General features: G+C 75.6%; 9 protein-coding genes. All 9 read right to left on the bottom strand.

All coding sequences use genetic code 11. The features are described 5' to 3' along the window. Position 1: 1 nt before the first annotated feature. The gene (locus ACZ7KX_RS33270) at positions 2 to 877 is read right to left on the bottom strand and encodes a TatD family hydrolase (RefSeq protein WP_396552337.1); all 876 of its coding nucleotides are present in this window, start codon (positions 875 to 877) and stop codon (positions 2 to 4) included. 37 nt (positions 878 to 914) lie between these two features. After that, positions 915 to 1,619 (bottom strand): EboA domain-containing protein, encoded by a 705-nt coding sequence (locus ACZ7KX_RS33265; protein ID WP_470329725.1) that lies wholly within the window; start codon positions 1,617 to 1,619, stop codon positions 915 to 917. After that, complete coding sequence (locus ACZ7KX_RS33260; RefSeq protein WP_470329724.1) at positions 1,616 to 2,512, bottom strand: sugar phosphate isomerase/epimerase family protein; 897 nt, start codon at positions 2,510 to 2,512, stop codon at positions 1,616 to 1,618. Before ACZ7KX_RS33260 ends, ACZ7KX_RS33265 begins: the two co-directional genes overlap by 4 nt. Beyond that, positions 2,509 to 3,420 carry an SCO3242 family prenyltransferase gene (locus ACZ7KX_RS33255; protein WP_470329723.1) on the bottom strand — a complete coding sequence of 304 codons (912 nt, stop codon included), beginning with the start codon at positions 3,418 to 3,420 and terminating at the stop codon, positions 2,509 to 2,511. The genes ACZ7KX_RS33260 and ACZ7KX_RS33255 overlap by 4 nt, the downstream gene beginning before the upstream one ends. Continuing rightward, positions 3,417 to 4,580 (bottom strand): inositol-3-phosphate synthase, encoded by a 1,164-nt coding sequence (locus ACZ7KX_RS33250; protein ID WP_470329722.1) that lies wholly within the window; start codon positions 4,578 to 4,580, stop codon positions 3,417 to 3,419. The genes ACZ7KX_RS33255 and ACZ7KX_RS33250 overlap by 4 nt, the downstream gene beginning before the upstream one ends. Before the next feature lie 118 nt (positions 4,581 to 4,698). Beyond that, positions 4,699 to 5,517: a hypothetical protein gene (locus tag ACZ7KX_RS33245; protein ID WP_470329721.1), complete on the bottom strand. Its 819-nt coding sequence runs from the start codon at positions 5,515 to 5,517 to the stop codon at positions 4,699 to 4,701. A gap of 183 nt (positions 5,518 to 5,700) precedes the next feature. Next, entirely contained in the window at positions 5,701 to 7,002 is a 1,302-nt protein-coding gene (locus ACZ7KX_RS33240; protein WP_470329720.1) for an MFS transporter, read from the bottom strand. Next, entirely contained in the window at positions 6,999 to 7,967 is a 969-nt protein-coding gene (locus ACZ7KX_RS33235; RefSeq protein ID WP_470329719.1) for an ornithine carbamoyltransferase, read from the bottom strand. Before ACZ7KX_RS33235 ends, ACZ7KX_RS33240 begins: the two co-directional genes overlap by 4 nt. Positions 7,968 to 8,012: 45 nt before the next feature. Further along, positions 8,013 to 16,502 (bottom strand): amino acid adenylation domain-containing protein, encoded by an 8,490-nt coding sequence (locus tag ACZ7KX_RS33230; RefSeq protein ID WP_470329718.1) that lies wholly within the window; start codon positions 16,500 to 16,502, stop codon positions 8,013 to 8,015. Between the last annotated feature and the right edge of the window lie 33 nt (positions 16,503 to 16,535).

Below are 16,535 nucleotides of genomic sequence, written 5' to 3'. Positions count from 1 at the left end.
GCTACCGCACCGCCCCGGGCGCGGGTGCGCCGCCGCGCAGGACGGAGTTGCCCTCGTGCAGCCCGGTGGCGTCGACGGCCGGCTCGCTGAGGTCGAGGCGGCCGCTCTGCCCGTAGAAGGCCACCGGGTTCTCCCAGAGCACCTGCTCGACGTCGGCCTCGGTGAACCCGGCGAGCAGCATGGTGTCGCCGACCTTCCGGGTCTTCAGCGGGTCGCTGTTGCCCCAGTCCGCCGCGGAGTTGACCAGCATCCCGGTGAGGCCGTACTCGGCGAGGATCGCGGCCATCCGGGGCTCGTCCATCTTGGTGTCCGGGTAGACGGAGAAGCCGGCCCAGCAGCCGGAGTCCCGCACCATGGCGACGGTGACCTCGTTGAGGTGGTCCAGGACGACCAGCGCGGGGTCGATGCCGGACTCGCGCACCACGTCCAGGGTGCGGCGGGTGCCGGCCGCCTTGTCGCGGTGCGGGGTGTGCACCAGCACCGGCAGGTGGTGTTCCACCGCGAGGGCGAGCTGGGCGGCGAGCGCCTCGTCCTCCTCGGCGGTCATCGAGTCGTAGCCGATCTCGCCGATCGCCACGACCTGGTCCTTCTCCAGGTAGCGCGGGAGCAGGTCCAGGACCTCGCGCAGCCGCGGGTCGTTGGCCTCCTTGGGGTTGAGGGCGAGGGCGCAGTGGTGCCGGATGCCGAACTGGGCGGCCCGGAAGGGCTCCCAGCCGATCAGGGCGTCGAAGTAGTCGACGAAGCTGCCGACGCTGGTCCGCGGCTGGCCGAGCCAGAACGACGGCTCCACCAGGGCCCGTACGCCCGCGGCGCTCATCGCCGCGTAGTCGTCGGTGGTCCGGGAGGTCATGTGGATGTGCGGGTCGAAGATGCGCATGGCGGTGGGTTCCTTCGGTGCGGGGAGGCCGGGCGGGTCAGGACACTCGGTGGGCGTGCAGGACGGACTCGATGTCGGCCGGCACGGCCCGGCCCGCGGCGCGCCGCTCGGTGCCGAAGTCGTCCAGCATCCGCAGGAGTTCGGTGTCCGCACGGTCGGCCAGGCCGGCCACCAGGGCCAGCGGGATGCCGGTGAAGACGCACTTGAGCACGGCCTGCCGCCAGGCGGCCTGGTCCAGCCGGCGGGCGGCGTAGTCGCCCAGCGCGGCGGCGATCAGGCGCAGGTCGTTGGTGCGCAGGGCGTCCCGGACCAGGGGCAGCGCGCCGTCGCCGAGGCCGTACGGGCCCGCCCCGGGCAGCTGCTCGTCCGTGGTGCGGTGGTCGAGCACGCTCAACGCGCGCAGCACGGCCCGGCGTTCGGCGGTGTCGCCGCCCCGGTACAGCGCGGTCAGTTCGGCCACCAGCGCCTCGCCGCGCAGCGGCAGGGCCGCGAGCAGCAGGGTGCGGACGGCGTCCTCGACCTGCCAGCGGGCCAGTGGGTGGTCGGCTCCGCCGCCGCGGCCGGCCGGCTGCAGGTCGCCCCGGCCGCCGTGCCGGGCTGCGCCCGGGAAGGCCGTGCGGACCGCTTCCGGTCCGGCGGCCGCCGCGGCCAGCCGCCCCCGCAGCCAGTCGTCGGCCTGCGGCGTCAGCCGGTCGGCCAGCGCCTCGCGCAGCCGGGTCGTGCTCCATTCGGGTTCCGTCATCGCGCCGTCTCCATCGTCATCGCGGGCCGGGCGGCGGCCGCGCGCAGGAATTCCAGTGAGCGCCGGGCCACGCCGGGGCCGTCGTGGCTGTGCCGCGGCAGTTCGACGCTGATCAGCCCGCGGTAGCCGGCCGCGCCGAGTGCGGCCAGCACCGGCGGGAAGTCGATCTCGCCGTGGCCGAACTCCAGGTGCTCGTGCCGGCCGCGTCGCATGTCCTCGATCTGGACGTTGACCAGCCGGTCGGCGACCAGGTCGACGCACTCCGGGATGCTCCGCGGCTCCAGGCAGCGGCAGTGGCCGATGTCCAGGGTGATCCCGAGCCGGCCCGGCGCACCGGCCCCGTCCAGCCGGGCCAGCAGCCGCCGGGCGGAGTCGAGGGTGTCGACGAACATGCCGGGTTCGGGTTCGATGCCGACCACGACCCGCTGCTGCTCGGCGGCCCGCAGCACCGGCTCGCAGCCGCGCAGCAGCCGCTCCCACAGCAGCCCTTCGGGGACGCCGGCGGGGGCGGTGCCGCTCCAGAACGAGACCGCCTCGGCGCCCAGTTCGGCGCCGATCCGCACCGCGGTGGTCAGCAGCCGCACCCGGCGTTCGGCGCCCTGGTCGCTGAGCATGGTCGGCTGGTGCTTGCGGCGGGGGTCGAGCAGGTAGCGGGCGCCGGTCTCGACGACCACGGCCAGTCCGAGCCGTTGGAGCAGCGCCGCCGTCCGCTCCACCTCGTGGACGAGGCCGGGGGCGAGCGGGTCGAGGTGGGCGTGGTCCAGGGTCAGCGCGACCCCGTCGTAGCCGAGGTCGGCGAGCAGGCGCAGCGCGTCCGGGAGCCGGTTGTCGGTGAGGCCGTTGGTGCCGAAGCCGAAGCGCGGGGGCGGCGGTCCGGGGTGCCGGTGCGTCATGTCGGGGACACCTTCCGGGCGAGGCGGCGGGCCAGCGACACGGCGAGGACGGGCGCCAGGGCGACGCCGCGGGCGCCGGCGGCGGCGGACAGCGCGGCCTGCAGCGGCGCCATCGCGTGGATGCCGGCCCCGACGGCCCGGCGGACCCGCACCGGGGAGGGCGCCCGGACGGCGGCGAGCTGGGCCGGGGCGGCGGTGGCGAGGTAGCCGGCGGTGAGCAGGCCGGTCAGCGCCCGCCCGGCGGCTCCCCGGCGGCGGCCCAGGGCGAGGACCGTGCCAGCGACGAGGCCGCCGGCCGCCAGGGTGGCCCTTGGCAGGGCGGGGGTGGCGCCGTGGACCTCGCGCCGGCTGAGCACGGTCAGCGCCGCGGTGTGCCCGGCCAGCACCAGCGCGGACGGCAGGGCCGCGCGGACCCGGCCGCTGCCGGCGGCGCCGGAGAGCACGTCCAGGCCGCGGGCGGCCGCCATCGCGGCCGGTCCGGCCGGGGTGTCCTTGAGCACCAGGTCGTAGAGCCAGACGGTGCCGGCCAGCGGGACGGCCACCCGCAGCGCGGCGGCGCCGCCCGCGGCCGCGGCCAGGGCGAGCCCGGCGGCGGTGAGGCCGGTGGCGACGGCCAGCGCCGTCCCCGGGGTGACCCGCCCGGACGGGATCGGCCGCTCGGGCCGCTCGACGGCGTCCAGCTCGCGGTCGGCGTAGTCGTTGAGGGCCATCCCGCCCCAGTAGAGGCAGACCGAGGAGGCGGCCCGCAGGGCGGTGCGCGGCCCGGTGGGCAGGCCGGCCGCGGCGGCGCCGAGCAGGACGTCGCCGGGCACGGAGAGCGCGGCGGGCGCGCGGACCAGCTCCAGCAGGTCGCCCACCCCGGCCGGTGCGGCGCCGACCGCCCCGGGCCCGGCCAGGAGGAGGCTCACCGCACCGCCTCCGGTCCGAGCGCCCAGTCGCGCAGCCGCTCGTACTGCGCGGCGAGTTCGTGGGTGGTGCCCGCGACCGGGTCCTTGAAGAAGAACCCCAGCTCGGCGACCGGCCCCGCCACGCCGCGGCGGTGGGCGAGCGCCGCGAACCGGGCCAGGTCGAGGACCAGCGGCGCGGCCAGCGTCGAGTCGCAGCCCTCCCAGGTGAACTGGAGCGTCATCCGCACCCCGAGGAAGCCGTCGAAGCCGATGTGGTCCCAGGCCGTCTTCCACTCGCCGAGCGCCGGCACGTTGTGGATGTGCACGCCGCCCTCGACGGGGTGGCCGAGCGTCTCCTCCAGGACGCGCCGCTTGGAGCCGACCTTGCTGCGGGCCCGGTCCGGCTCGGCGAGGGCCGCGCCGTCGCCGCCGCCCAGCAGGTTGGTGCCGGACCAACTGCGCACCCGCAGCGCCCGTTTGGCGAACATCGGGGCGAGCACCGACTTGACCAGGGTCTCCCCGGTCTTGCCGTCGCTGCCCGCGTACGGCAGGCCGTTCTCCCGGGCGATCGCGTCCAGGGCGGGGATCCGGGCCCCGGTGGACGGGGTGAAGTCCACGTAGGCGCAGTCCGCCAGCAGGGCCGCGTACGCGTAGACCGCGCTGTAGGGCAGCGGGGCGCGGCCCGCGGCGAGGGCCGCGCGCAGGGCGCCGGGCGTGGCCCAGGCGGGGTCGGGGTCGGTGCTCGGCTCGGTGGTGGCGACGTTGACCACGACGACCCGGTCGAGGCGGTGGCGGTTCCGGAAGTCCCGGAGGTCCGCGGCGAGCCGGTCGACCAGTTCGGCCTGCGGGAGGTCGTCCCCGGTGGGGACGGTCCGGATCTCGTCCTCGGCGGCGGCCAGTTCGGCCGCCAGCGGCGGCAGCAGGACGCCCGGCAGCACGCCGGCGCCGACGAGCCGTTCGGCGCGTTTGGCCAGCGGTTCGGTGGCGGTGTCGTGCCCGCCGAAGACCAGCCCGTCGAAGCCGGGCAGGTCCAGTTCCGCGAAGTCCGGCAGGCTGCTGACGCAGCCGGTCGGTTCGGCGAGCCCTGCCGCGATCGCCGCCGCGCCGACCACCGCGGTGGTCGCCACCGATCCGCGGGCCCCGACCAGCCAGACGCCGGTCCTGTGCTGTTCCGTGTTCATCCTGGTCCTTCCGCTGCTGGGACCGCCGCCGGAGCGGCCGGGAGACGAAGGCCTGCTCCCCGGGGGTGCGCCCCCGGGGAGCAGGCCCCGTTCCCTGCCCGACGGCTGCGACTGCCGGTCAGATGCCGGGCGGGTAGGGGAAGCTGTCGTAGGCCGCGTCGATCTCCTCCGGCGACTTGTGCAGCCAGGTGCGGCGCAGCGAGCGCAGCACCTCCGGCGCGAGGGGCTCGGCCACGGTGTCCGTCTTGGGCTTGGCGGTGGACTGCACGGCCCAGGAGAGCGCGATCAGCGGGTCGACCTCGGCCCAGCGGTCGGCGTCGATGTCCAGGAACTGCATGGCGCGGACGAAGCCGTGCCAGGCGTGGAAGCCGACCGGCGGGTTGCCGTTCATGATGTGGGTCCGGCCGCCGGGGTTGCGGCGCGGGTCGTACAGCACGCCCTGGCCGAAGTCGACGAAGGCGCTGATCATCCGGTGCCGGTCGTGCGGGAAGAAGGTGTCGATGACGCCGAGCTGGGCCGTGGAGATCACGGTCAGCGCGTCCTTGAGCGGGCGGACCATGGCGATGAAGCTGCCCGGGTAGGTGCCGGCCGTGCGCTGGTCCTGGTAGGCCTTGACGATGGCCACCTCGAAGTCCTTGCCGAGCGCCGCCGCCAGCTGCCCGTAGGCGGCCTTGATCTCGGGGGTGGCCTTGAACCACAGCACCTCGTCGTACTGGTACCAGAACTCGTTGGCGTACGGGTCGCCGAGCATTCCGGGGACGTCGGGGAGGACGACGCCGTCCCGGCGGCGGGCCGGGGCGGCGGTGCCGGACGCCGCGGTCGCGGAGGCCGGGGCCGCGGACGCCGGGACGGCGGCGACGGCCAGGCCCGCACCGGCCAGGGTGACCGCGCCGGCGGAGAGTTTGAGCATGCGCCGACGGTCGATGGGCTGGGACACGGAGGTCTCCTCGTGTGGGACGTGCGGGCCGGGCGCCCGGGGCGCTCCGGTCCTGCTGTGGTCCGTGGACTTTCGACTGCGCTGCGAGTCCCTGGCCGCCGGCACGGGCCTGCCGCCCGGCAGCGGGGACGGGCCGGGGATCCCGGCCTGCGCTGATGGTGCTTCGGAGCCTAGGAACGCCGGCTATACGGCGTCCATATAGCCGGCAGCGGCGGGTTCCCCCACCGGGAGGTCCGCCTCCGGCGCCCGGTCGGGGTGCCGCAGCGCCGGGCTGACCACCGCGAACAGCGCGAGCACGGCCATCGCGGCGGCGATCGCGCCGAGCGTGCGGGTGACGCCCAGGCCGTCCAGCAGGTAGCCGCCGGCCAGCGCGCCGAAGGAGCCCGTCCCGAAGGCGAGCAGCTGGATCAGGCTGCTGACCCGGCCCTGCATCCGTTCCGGGGTGATCGTGACCTGGTAGACGCCGCCGGCCACGTTGGTCAGCCCGCCGACGTAGGCCATCGCGGCCATCACGGCGCCCAGCAGCACCGGGGAGCCGGTGAGGGCGAGGACCGGGACGAGGACGGCCCACAGCGCGGTGCCGCCGGCCACCACGGCGCGCAGCGGCACCCGCCGGGCCACCCGCACGCCGGTGAGCGCGCCGACGGTGCCGCCGATGCCGCCCGCGGCGGTGACCAGCCCCAGGGTGGTGGCCGAGCCGCCGTTCTCCCGGACGATCAGGACGAGGGCGAGGCTGATCACCTGGAACAGCAGGTTGGTCCCGGCGATCAGGCTGACCAGGACGCGCAGGAAGCGGCGCCGCCACGTCCAGACCAGCCCTTCGCGCAGTTCCGCGACGAGCGGGGCCCGCGGGCCGTCCGGTTCGCTCTGCAGCCTGGTCCTGATCGGCAGCAGGGCGAGCAGCGACAGCACGTGGGTGACGGCCGAGAACAGGAAGGGCGCCCACCGGGCCGCGGTGTAGAGCAGGCCGCCGAGCGGCTGGCCGAGCAGCCCGGCGGCGCGCCACCTGGCCTCGTTCTGGCCGAGCGCGGCCGAGAGCTGCTCGGCGGGCACCACGTGCCGCACGGCCGCGCGTTCGGCGAGCTGGTAGAAGACCGCGAGGGTCGACTCCACGAAGGCCGCGGCCACCAGGTGGGCCAGGCCGATCCGGTCGGCGAGCACCGCCGCGGCGACGCTCCCCGCGACCAGCACCGCACCGATGTCGCACACGATCATCAGTCGGCGCCGGTCCCAGCGGTCCACCAGCGCTCCGGCGGGCAGCTGCACCAGGAGGTTGGGCAGCAGGCCCGCGAAGCCGACCAGGCCGGCGTCGCGGGCCTCGCCCGTCTTCCACAGCACCAGGAAGGGGTACGCCACGACGCAGGCCCGCGCGCCGAGCAGGGTGAGACCGACGCCTCCCCACAGCAGCAGGAAGTCGCGGTTGCGGCGCAGCGGTGCGGGCGCCGCGTGCCCGGCCCCGGCGGAGGGGTCCGCCGGGTCGCTCATCCGCGGGGCTCGATGTCCCGGGCGGCGCAGCTCCACTCCAGTACGGCCATGGCGCTGTGCATCTTGTTCTCGGCCTGCCGGAACGCCAGGCTCGCCGGGCCGTCGAGCACCTCCGCGGTGACCTCCTCGCCGCGGTGGGCGGGCAGGTCGTGCAGGAGGACGGCGTCCGGGCTGTGCTTCCACAGGTCGGCGGTGACCCGGAACGGCTCGAACAGGGTGCGCCAGTCGGGGTCGGGCTTGCTGGTGCCGGTGGTCTGCCAGCGCGTCGTGTAGACGGCGTCGAAGGGCTCGCCGAGGTCGTCGAGGTCGTGGCGTTCGGTCACCTCCGCGCCGCAGCGGGCGGCGTGGGCGCCGGCCCGGGCCAGTACGTCGGCGGCCAGGCCGTAGCCGGGCGGGGTGCGCAGCTCCAGCCGGGCGCCCGGGAAGCGGGCGAGGGCCAGGGCCAGGGCGGCGGCCGAGTTGTTGCCCTCGCCGAGGTAGAGCACCCGCAGGCCGTCGATCCGCCCGAAGTGGCCGAGCAGGGTGGCCAGGTCGGTCAGCGCCTGGGTGGGGTGCTCGTCGGCGGTCATCGCGTTGACGACGGCCAGCCGGCCGTCCTCGGCCCAGCCGCGCAGTTCGGCCGGGTCGCCGGTGGTGCGGGCGACCAGGACGTCGAGCATCCCGGCGAACACCCGGCCGGTGTCCTGCACCGTCTCGCCGGTGTTGGTCTGCAGGTCGCCCGGCCCGTAGGCGATGACCTGGGCGCCGAGGCGCAGGGCCCCGGCGGAGAAGGCGGTGCGGGTGCGGGTGGAGGTCTTGGCGAAGTACGTGCCGGCGATCAGGCCGCTCAGCGGCCGCCCGGCGCCGGCCCGGCCGGCCGCGAACTCCGCGCCGCGGCGGGCGAGGTGGCGGAGTTCGGCGTCGGTGAGGTCGTCGAGGGACACCAGGCTGCGCCTGGACTGCGTCCCGGGTGTCACGGGTGTCACGGTGTCTCCTTGCGGTCGGTGGGGGTGGGCCGCAGCGCCGGGGCGTCACCAGCGCGAGCCGAAGTGGGCGTCGTCGCCCTCGCCCGCCTCGATGACGGCCCGGGCGAGCTCCTTGCCGTTGTCTCCGTTGGTCAGCACCACGAAGCCGTTGCCGCCGTGCACCTGGGTCATGGTCATCGCGAAGTAGCCCTCGAACTCGCCGAAGACGCCGAAGTCGAGGTCACCGGCGGTGGCGTCGATGACGGTGGACATGCCGTACATGGAGCCGGGGCTCGGCGTGAGCAGGTCCCGGGCGAGCGACGGGGTGAGCAGGACCGGTTCGTCGTCGAGGTACGCGCGGCGGATCTCGGCGGCGGCCCGGGCGAGGTCGGTCGCGGTGGTCCACAGGCCGCCGCCGGCCACCGACGGGTGGATCGGCAGCCCGACCGGGACGGGCCGGCCCGCGTTGTCGTGGCCCTGGGCGACCGGCCGCCGGGAGCGCAGTCCGAAGCCCCAGTCGTAGCGGCTGCCGGTCATCCCGAGCGGCAGGAACACCCGGCTGCGCATCAGCTCGGGGAACGCCAGGCCGGTGAGGTCGGTCAGGACCTGCTCCAGCAGCAGGTAGTTGAGCTTGTTCTTGCGGAACAGCTCGCCGGGGCGGTGCTCGAAGGCGGGCTCCGGGGTCCGGGAGGGGTGCTCGCCGCGCAGCGCCTGCAGGACGGTGGGCACCTCGTCGCCGGGCCGGTACGGCTCGTGCGCCGGTTCGAGCGCCAGGCCGGAGGTGTTGAGCAGCAGCCGGCGCACGGTGACCGGGCCGACGGCGGCGGGCACCCGCCAGTCGCGCAGGTACGCGTTGACGTCGGCGTCGAGGTCCAGCAGCCCTTCGGCGGCGAGGGCGAGCGTGCCGAGCGCGGTGATGTGCTTGCTGACCGAGGCGACCTTGAACGGGGTGTCCGCGGTGACCCGGTCGGTGCTGCCGGCGGCGACCACGCCGTGCGTCTCCAGCCCGGCGAGTTCGCCGTCGCGCAGCAGGGCCACGCTCATCCCGGGGACGCCGTGGCGTTCCATCAGCCCGGCGTACGGGGAGGCGGCGGGCGCCCGGCGGGGCCGGTGCCCGGCGGACTGCCCGGCGGGCCCCTCCGGGACGGGCTCCGCGGCGGACCCGGAGGCGGGCTCGGGGGCGGGCTCGGGGGCGGGCTCGGGGGCGGTGAGGGTCACGGCGAGCTCCTCGATCGAGGCGGTCTGGTAGAGCATCCGCAGGGTCAGCGGCAGGCCCGCGGCGCGCGCCTGCTCCATGACGCGCAGCACGGTCATCGAGTCCCCGCCGAGCTCGAAGAAGCTGTCCCGCGCACCGACCCGCTCCAGTCCCAGGACGTCCCGCCAGATCTCCGCCAGCTGCCGCTCGACCGGCGTGCGCGGTGCCACGAACCCCTCGCCGGCCCACGAGTCCTCGCGGTCGGGCGCGGGCAGCGCGGCGTGGTCGAGCTTGCCGTTGACGCTGAGCGGGATCCGCTCCAGCGGGACGAAGGCGGCGGGGACCATGTACGCGGGCAGCCGCTCGGCGCAGTGCGCCGCGAGTTCGGTCCCGGTCGCGGCGGCCCCGGTCTCGGGCACGTAGTAGGCGACCAGCCGGCGCGGTCCGTTGCCCGGGGCGGTGGCGGTGACCACGGCCTCGCGGGCGGCCGGGTGCTCGGTGAGCACGGCCTGGACCTCGCCGGGTTCGATCCGGTAGCCGCGGATCTTCAGCTGCTCGTCGACCCGGCCGAGGAACTCCAGCTCGCCGTCGGGCAGCAGCCGGGCCTGGTCACCGGTGGCGTACATCCGGCTGCCGGGCGCGCCGTACGGGTCCGGCAGGAACCGCTCGGCGGTCAGCGCCGGCCGGCCGAGGTAGCCGCGGGCCAGGCCGGGGCCGGCCAGGTGCAGCTCTCCGGGCACGCCCACCGGCACGATCCGGCCCTCCGGGTCGAGGACGTACACCCGGGTGTCGTCGATCGGCCGGCCGAGCGGGATGCCGCCGGCCAGGTCGAGGTCGGCGGCCCCGATCGGGCGGTAGGTGGCGTGCACGGTGGCCTCGGTCGGCCCGTACGCCTGGGCGAGCGCGGTGGCCTCCGGGGAGCGGACCGCCGTCCACTCGGCGAGGTCGGAGGCCGCGAGCCGGTCCCCGCCGAAGACCACGGTGCGCAGCGCGAGCGCGTCGAGCACCGCCCGGTCGCCGTCGGCCGCCGCGACCAGCGCGCGGAACGCCACGGGCGAGATCGACACGTGGGTGGTCCGGCTCTCCGTCAGCAGCGCGAGCAGTGCGCGGGGCTCGCGCGCCGTCGCGGACGGCACGACGACGATCCGCCCGCCGTGCAGCAGCGCGCCCCACATCTCCCAGACCGAGACGTCGAAGGCCGCGGAGTGCAGCAGGGCCCACGTCTGGTCGGCGTCGAACGGGCAGCGCCCGGCCGTCGCCCGGTACAGGCGCAGCAGGTTGGCGTTGGTGAGGCCGACGCCCTTGGGCTTCCCGGTGCTGCCGGAGGTGTAGATGACGTACATCAGGTTGTCCGGCCCGGCGACGGGCGCCGGGTCGGTGGCCGGCCGGGCGGCGATCTGCCCGGCGTCCCCGTCGAGCAGCACCCGGGCGGCGGCGGACGGGACCCGGTCGGCGTGCTCGGCGCGGGTCACCACCAGCGGGCTCCCGGCGTCCTGCGCCATGTGCGCCAGCCGGGCCGGCGGCTGGTCCGGGTCGAGCGGCAGGTAGGCCCCGCCGGCCTTCAGGACGGCGAGCAGGACGGTGACCAGCTCGGTGCCCGGCGGCAGCAGCACGCCGACCACCGACTCGGGCCCGACGCCGAGCGACCGCAGGTGGTGCGCCAGGCGGTTGGCCCGCGCGTTCAGTTCGCCGTAGCCCAGCCGGTCCGGGCCGTGCTCGACCGCGACGGCCTCCGGGGTGCGGGCGGCCTGCGCCTCGAAGGCGGCGGCCGCGGTGCCCCGGACGGGCTCGGTGACGAGCGGGCCGTTCCAGGGGCCGAGCACCGACTCCCGTTCCCCGGCGGGCAGGTAGGTGGCGAGCGCGTCGCCGTCGGTGTCCCCGACCATCGCCTCCAGCACCGACCGGTACATCGCGGCCAGCCGCTCGGCGTGCGCGCGGCTCAGCGCGTGGGTGTGGGTGCGCAGGGTGTAGTAGCCGGGCGTGGTCGGCACGCCGAGGGCGAAGTCGGTGCTGTCGTCGCCCTCGCCGGCGTCGAGGTCGACCAGGTCGGCGTCCATCTGCTCGAAGTCCTGGAAGGTGAAGAGGACGTCGACCAGTCGCTCCCCGCCGCCGAACTCCCGCTGGATCACCGGCATCGGGTACCGCCGGTGCGGCCACTGCTCCAGCTCCCGGGCGAACACCCGGCGGACCAGCTCGCGCCACGTCCGCGCGCCCCGGTCGTAGCCGAACGGCAGGCTGTTCAGCTGCATGCCGTGGACGCGTTCGGCACCCCGCACCTCCGGCCGGGCGCTGTACACCAGGCCGGTGGAGAACGCCGGGGCATCGGTGAGCTGGCTCATCACCTTCAGGTGCGCCGCGTGCAGCACGCTCTTCAGGGACACCCCGGCCTCGCTGGCCAGCGCCCGGAGCCCGGCTTCGAGGTCCCGGTGCATCACGTACAGGTGGTAGTCCTCGCGCGGCCGGGTGAGGTCGGCCCAGTCCTGGGGGAAGCCGAAGCGCGGGTAGCGGGCGGCGTGGTCGCGCCAGTACTCGCGGTCCTCGGCGGAGTCCAGGGCGCGCCGTTCGGCGGCGATGAAGTCGGCGTACCGGACGGGGGGCGGGGTGTCCGCCGCGACCGGCCGGCCGTCGCGCAGCCGCCGGTAGTCCTCCAGCAGCTCCATCACCAGGTTGTGGAAGGTCCAGCCCTCGGTGATGCCGTGGAACTGGGTGAAGGCCAGCCGCCAGTCGTGCTCGCCCTCCAGCAGGGCGGCGACCCGCACCAGCGGCGCCCGGGTCAGGTCGAACAGCTCGGCCCGCTCGCGGGCCGTGTGGCCGTCCAGTGCGCTGCGCCGGGCCCGGTCGTCGAGCTCCCGGTGGTCCAGCACCGCCACCGGGACCGGCGCCTCCGCGTGCACCAGCTGCAGCGGCAGCGAGTACCCGGAGACGTGCAGCGAGGTGCGCAGGATCTCGTGCCGCGCGGTGGCCGCCCGGACGGCGCCGCGCAGCGCCTCGGCGTCGAACGGCGCGTCGTCGCGGATCTTGAGCACCGTGACGTTGTGGTAGCTGTTCCGCTCGTCGTCGGCGAGCATCTCGACCAGCATGCCGACCTGGACCTGCGACATCGGGTAGGCGTCGGTGACGCCCGCCGGCAGCAGCTCGCGGTCGGCCGGGCCGATCAGCTCGAAGGGCTCGACCGGCCGTTCGGCGGCGACGTGGGAGCGGCCCGCCAGCGAGGCGGCCAGCGCGGCCACCGTGCGGTGCTCGAAGACGTCGCGCACCGACACGTCCAGCCCCACCGCCCGCAGCGAGCCGACCAGCACGACCGCGCGGATGGAGTGGCCGCCGAGGTCGAAGAAGCTGTCCTCGACCCCGACCCGGTCCGTCTCCAGCACCTGGGCCCAGGCCGTGGCGAGCTGCTCCTCCAGCGGGTTGCGCGGCGAGACGTACGCCCGGCCGCCCGCGGCGCCGCCCTCGTCCGGGGCGGGCAGCGCGCGGCGGTCGACCTTGCCGTTGCGGTTGAGCGGGATCCGCTCCAGGGAGGTGAACGAGGCCGGGACCATGTGCTCCGGGAGCAGGCCGGCGCAGTGCGCCCGCAGCGCCTCGGCGCCGGACCGGCCGCCGTCCCCGGCCGGGACCCAGTAGGCCGCCAGCCGGAGGTCCCCGTTGGCCGCGCGGTGGGCGACGACGGTCGCGTCCGCCACCCCGGGGTGGGCCAGCAGCACGCTGCGGATCTCGCCGGGCTCGATCCGGTGGCCGCGGATCTTCACCTGGTCGTCGGCCCGGCCGACGAAGTCCACCACGCCGTCGGCCGTCAGCCGGGCGAGGTCCCCGGTGCGGTACAGCCGCGCGCCGGGCGGGCCGTACGGGTCGGGCAGGAAGCGCTCGGCGGTGAGGTCCGGCCGGCCGGCGTAGCCGCGGGCCACGCCCTCGCCGCCGACGTACAGCTGGCCGACCACGCCGACCGGCACCGGCTCCAGCGCGTCGTCCAGGACGTACATCCGCAGGCCCGGCAGCGGGCGGCCGATCGGCACCACGTCGACCGGCTGCGGGCGGTCCACCGGCAGGATGCTGGTGCCGACCGACGCCTCCGTCGGGCCGTACTCGTTGATCAGCCGGCCGGTGCCCAGCAGCCCCAGCCAGTGGTCGGCCGACCGGCCGGGGAAGGCCTCGCCGGCCACCACGACCACCGCGGCCAGCGCCTCGGCCTGCCGCTCGTCCAGCTGCCGGGAGAGGATCTCCAGGTGGCCCGGGGTGAGCTTGAGGAAGCTGAACGGGCCTGCGGCGACGAGCAGTTCGCCCAGCCGGTCGAGCGGGAGGTCCTGCGGGAGCAGATGTACCCGCTGCCCGGTGACCAGCGGCGCCCAGAGGTTGGGCACCACCAGGTCGAAGGCGACCGAGGAGAACAGCGCCCCGCCGCCGCTGCCCTGCCCGGCCAGGTCGGCGGCCGCCCAGCGGACGTGGTTGGCCAGGCCGTGGTGGTGCACCTGGACGCCCTTGGGGGTGCCGGTCGAGCCGGAGGTGAAGATGACGTACGCCAGCCCGGCCGGGTCGGCGCCCTGCCCGGTCCGCCCGGCGGGCAGGGCGGCCAGCGCCGCGCGCTCCGGCTCGGCGTCCAGCACGACCACCGGCCGCTCGGCCGCACCTGACACCGCGTCCCGGTACGCCTCCTGGGTCAGCACGGCGCGGACCCCGGCCGTGGCCAGCATGGCGCCGATCCGCTCGCCCGGGTGGCCCGGGTCCAGCGGGAGGTAGGCGCCGCCGGCCTTCCAGACCGCCAGCAGGGCCGTCAGCAGGTCCGGGCCGCGGTCCAGCAGCACGCCGACCACGGACTCCGGGCCGACGCCCAGGCCCCGCAGCCGGTGGGCCAGCCGGTTGGCGGCGGCCTCCAGTGCGGCGTACGTGGTGGCGCCCTCGGCGGCCTCGCCGAAGGTCAGCGCCACCGCGTCCGGGGTCCGGTCGGCCTGCGCCTCGAAGAGGTCCAGCACGCTTCCCGGGGTGCCCCCGGCGGGGGCGGAGGTGTTGAACCCCCGCAGGACCGTCTCCCGCTCGCCGGCCGGGAGGCGGGCGGCGAGCGCGTCGCCGTCGAAGTCGGCGGCCATCGCCTCCAGCACCGACCGGTACATCCCGGCCAGCCGCTCGGCGTGCGCCCGGGTCATCGCGTGGGTGTGCGACATCAGGACCAGGTTGCCGCCCAGCACGAGGGTGGCGAGCGCGAACTCGGTCAGGCTGTCGTCGACGCTGGCGCCGGCGTCGACGAGATCGGTGTCGACCTGGTGGAAGTCCAGGTAGCTGAAGCGGATGTCCAGCAGCCGCGGCCCCTCGCCGAACTCCCGCTGGATCACCGGCATCGGGAACCGCCGGTGCGGCCACAGCTCCACCTCGCGGGCGAACACCCGGCCGACCAGCTCGCGCCAGGTCCGCGCGCCCCGCTCGTAGCCGAACGGCAGGCTGTTCAGGTACATCCCGTACACCCGCTCGGCGCCCTCCGCCTCCGGCCGGCCGTTGCAGACCAGGCCGGTGAAGAACGCCGGGGCGTCGGTCAGCTGGCTCATCACCTTGAGGTGCGCGGCGTGCAGCACGCTCTTCAGCGAGACGCCCTCCTCGGCGGCCAGCGCGCGCAGCCTGGCGTCCAGGTCCAGGTAGGGCACCTTGACGCGGTAGCTCTCCCGCGGCTCGTCCGCGCCGCCCGCCCAGGTGGCCGGCAGGCCGACCGGCTGGTGGTCGCGGACGGTCTCCTGCCAGTAGGCGCGGTCCTCGGCGGACTCCAGCGCCTGCAGCTCGGCGGCGATGAAGTCGGCGTAGCGGACGGCGGGCGGGTCGAACGGCACCGACTCCGAGCCGTCGCGCACCTGCCGGTAGACCGCCAGGAACTCCATCAGGAGGGTGTGGAAGCTCCAGCCCTCCAGGATCGAGTGGCACTCGGTGAGCCCGAACCACCACGTCCGCTCGTCCACCGGGTGCGCGGAGACCCGCAGCAGCGGCGGGCTGGTGAGGTCGAACAGGGCGGCGCGCTCCCGCGCGGTGTGCGCCGCGAGTTCGCGCTGCTGCTCCTGCGCGTCCAGCCCGGACAGGTCGTGGATCAGCACCGGCATCCCGGCCTCGGCGTGCACCAGCTGCATCGGCACCGAGTAGCCGGAGACGGCGAACGCGGTCCGCAGCATCTCGTGCCGCGCGGTCACCACCCGGACGGCCTCGCGCAGCGCCTCGCCGTCGAACGGGCCGTCGTCGCGGATCTTGAACAGGGTGATGTTGTGGTACTTGTTCAGCTCGTCGTCGGCGAGCATCTCGACCAGCATGCCGAGCTGCACCTGCGACATCGGGTAGGCGTCGGTGACGCCGGCCGGCACCCGCTCCCGGTCCGCCGCCGACAGCAGCTCGAACGGCCGGACGTAGGTCTGCTCGACGGCCGCGGCCCGGCCCGCGGCGGACCGCGCCAGCGCGGCCACCGTACGGTGCTCGAAGACGTCGCGCACCGACACGTCCAGCCCGGCCGCCCGCAGCGCACCGACCAGCACCACACCGCGGATGGAGTCGCCGCCGAGGTCGAAGAAGTTGTCGTGGGCGCCGACCCGCTCGGTGCCCAGGACGTCCGCCCACACCGCCGCGACGAGCTCCTCCACCGGACCGTCGGGGGCCACGAACTCCCCGCCCAGGGTGAGGGAGTGGCCCTCGGGGGCGGGCAGCGCGCGCTTGTCGAGCTTGCCGTTGGCGGTCAGCGGGAAGGCGTCGAGTTCCACGAAGGCCGCCGGCACCATGTACGGGGGCAGCTGCTCCGCCACCCGGGCCCGCAGTGCGGCGGCGTCCGGCTCGGCGTCGGCGGGCACCAGGTAGGCGACCAGCCGGCGGTCGCCGGGGACGTCCTCGCGGGCGAGGACGACGGCGTCCCGGACGGCCGGGTCGGCGGTCAGGACTGCGGCGATCTCGCCGAGTTCGATGCGGTAACCACGGATCTTCACCTGGTCGTCGATCCGGCCGACGAACTCCAGCGAACCGTCCGCCATCCGGCGTGCCAGGTCACCACTGCGGTACAGACGCCCGCCCGCCGGACCGAACGGATCCGGCACGAAACGCTCCGCCGTCAGCGCCGGACGCCCCAGATAACCACGCGCCACACCCGGACCACCCACATACATCTCACCCACCACACCGGGCGGGGCGATCTCACCGAACCGGTCCAGCACGTAGATCCTCAGATCACCCAGCGGCACACCCACCGGATTGCCGGTGCCGGACAGGTCGCTCTCGGTGACGCGGTAGTACGTGGAGTGGACGGTCGTCTCCGTGATCCCGTACATGTTCACCAGCGCCGGGCACTCCAGCCCCAACCGCTCGGCCCACGGCCGCAGCTCACCGAACTCCAGCCGCTCACCCGCGAACACCACCACCCGCACCGCGAGCCGCCCGACCCGCTCGTC

The sequence above is a fragment of the Kitasatospora sp. NPDC038210 genome (assembly GCF_055600605.1).
The sequence above is the reverse complement of the archived record's forward strand: the minus strand, read 5'-3'. Positions and strand labels throughout refer to the sequence as shown.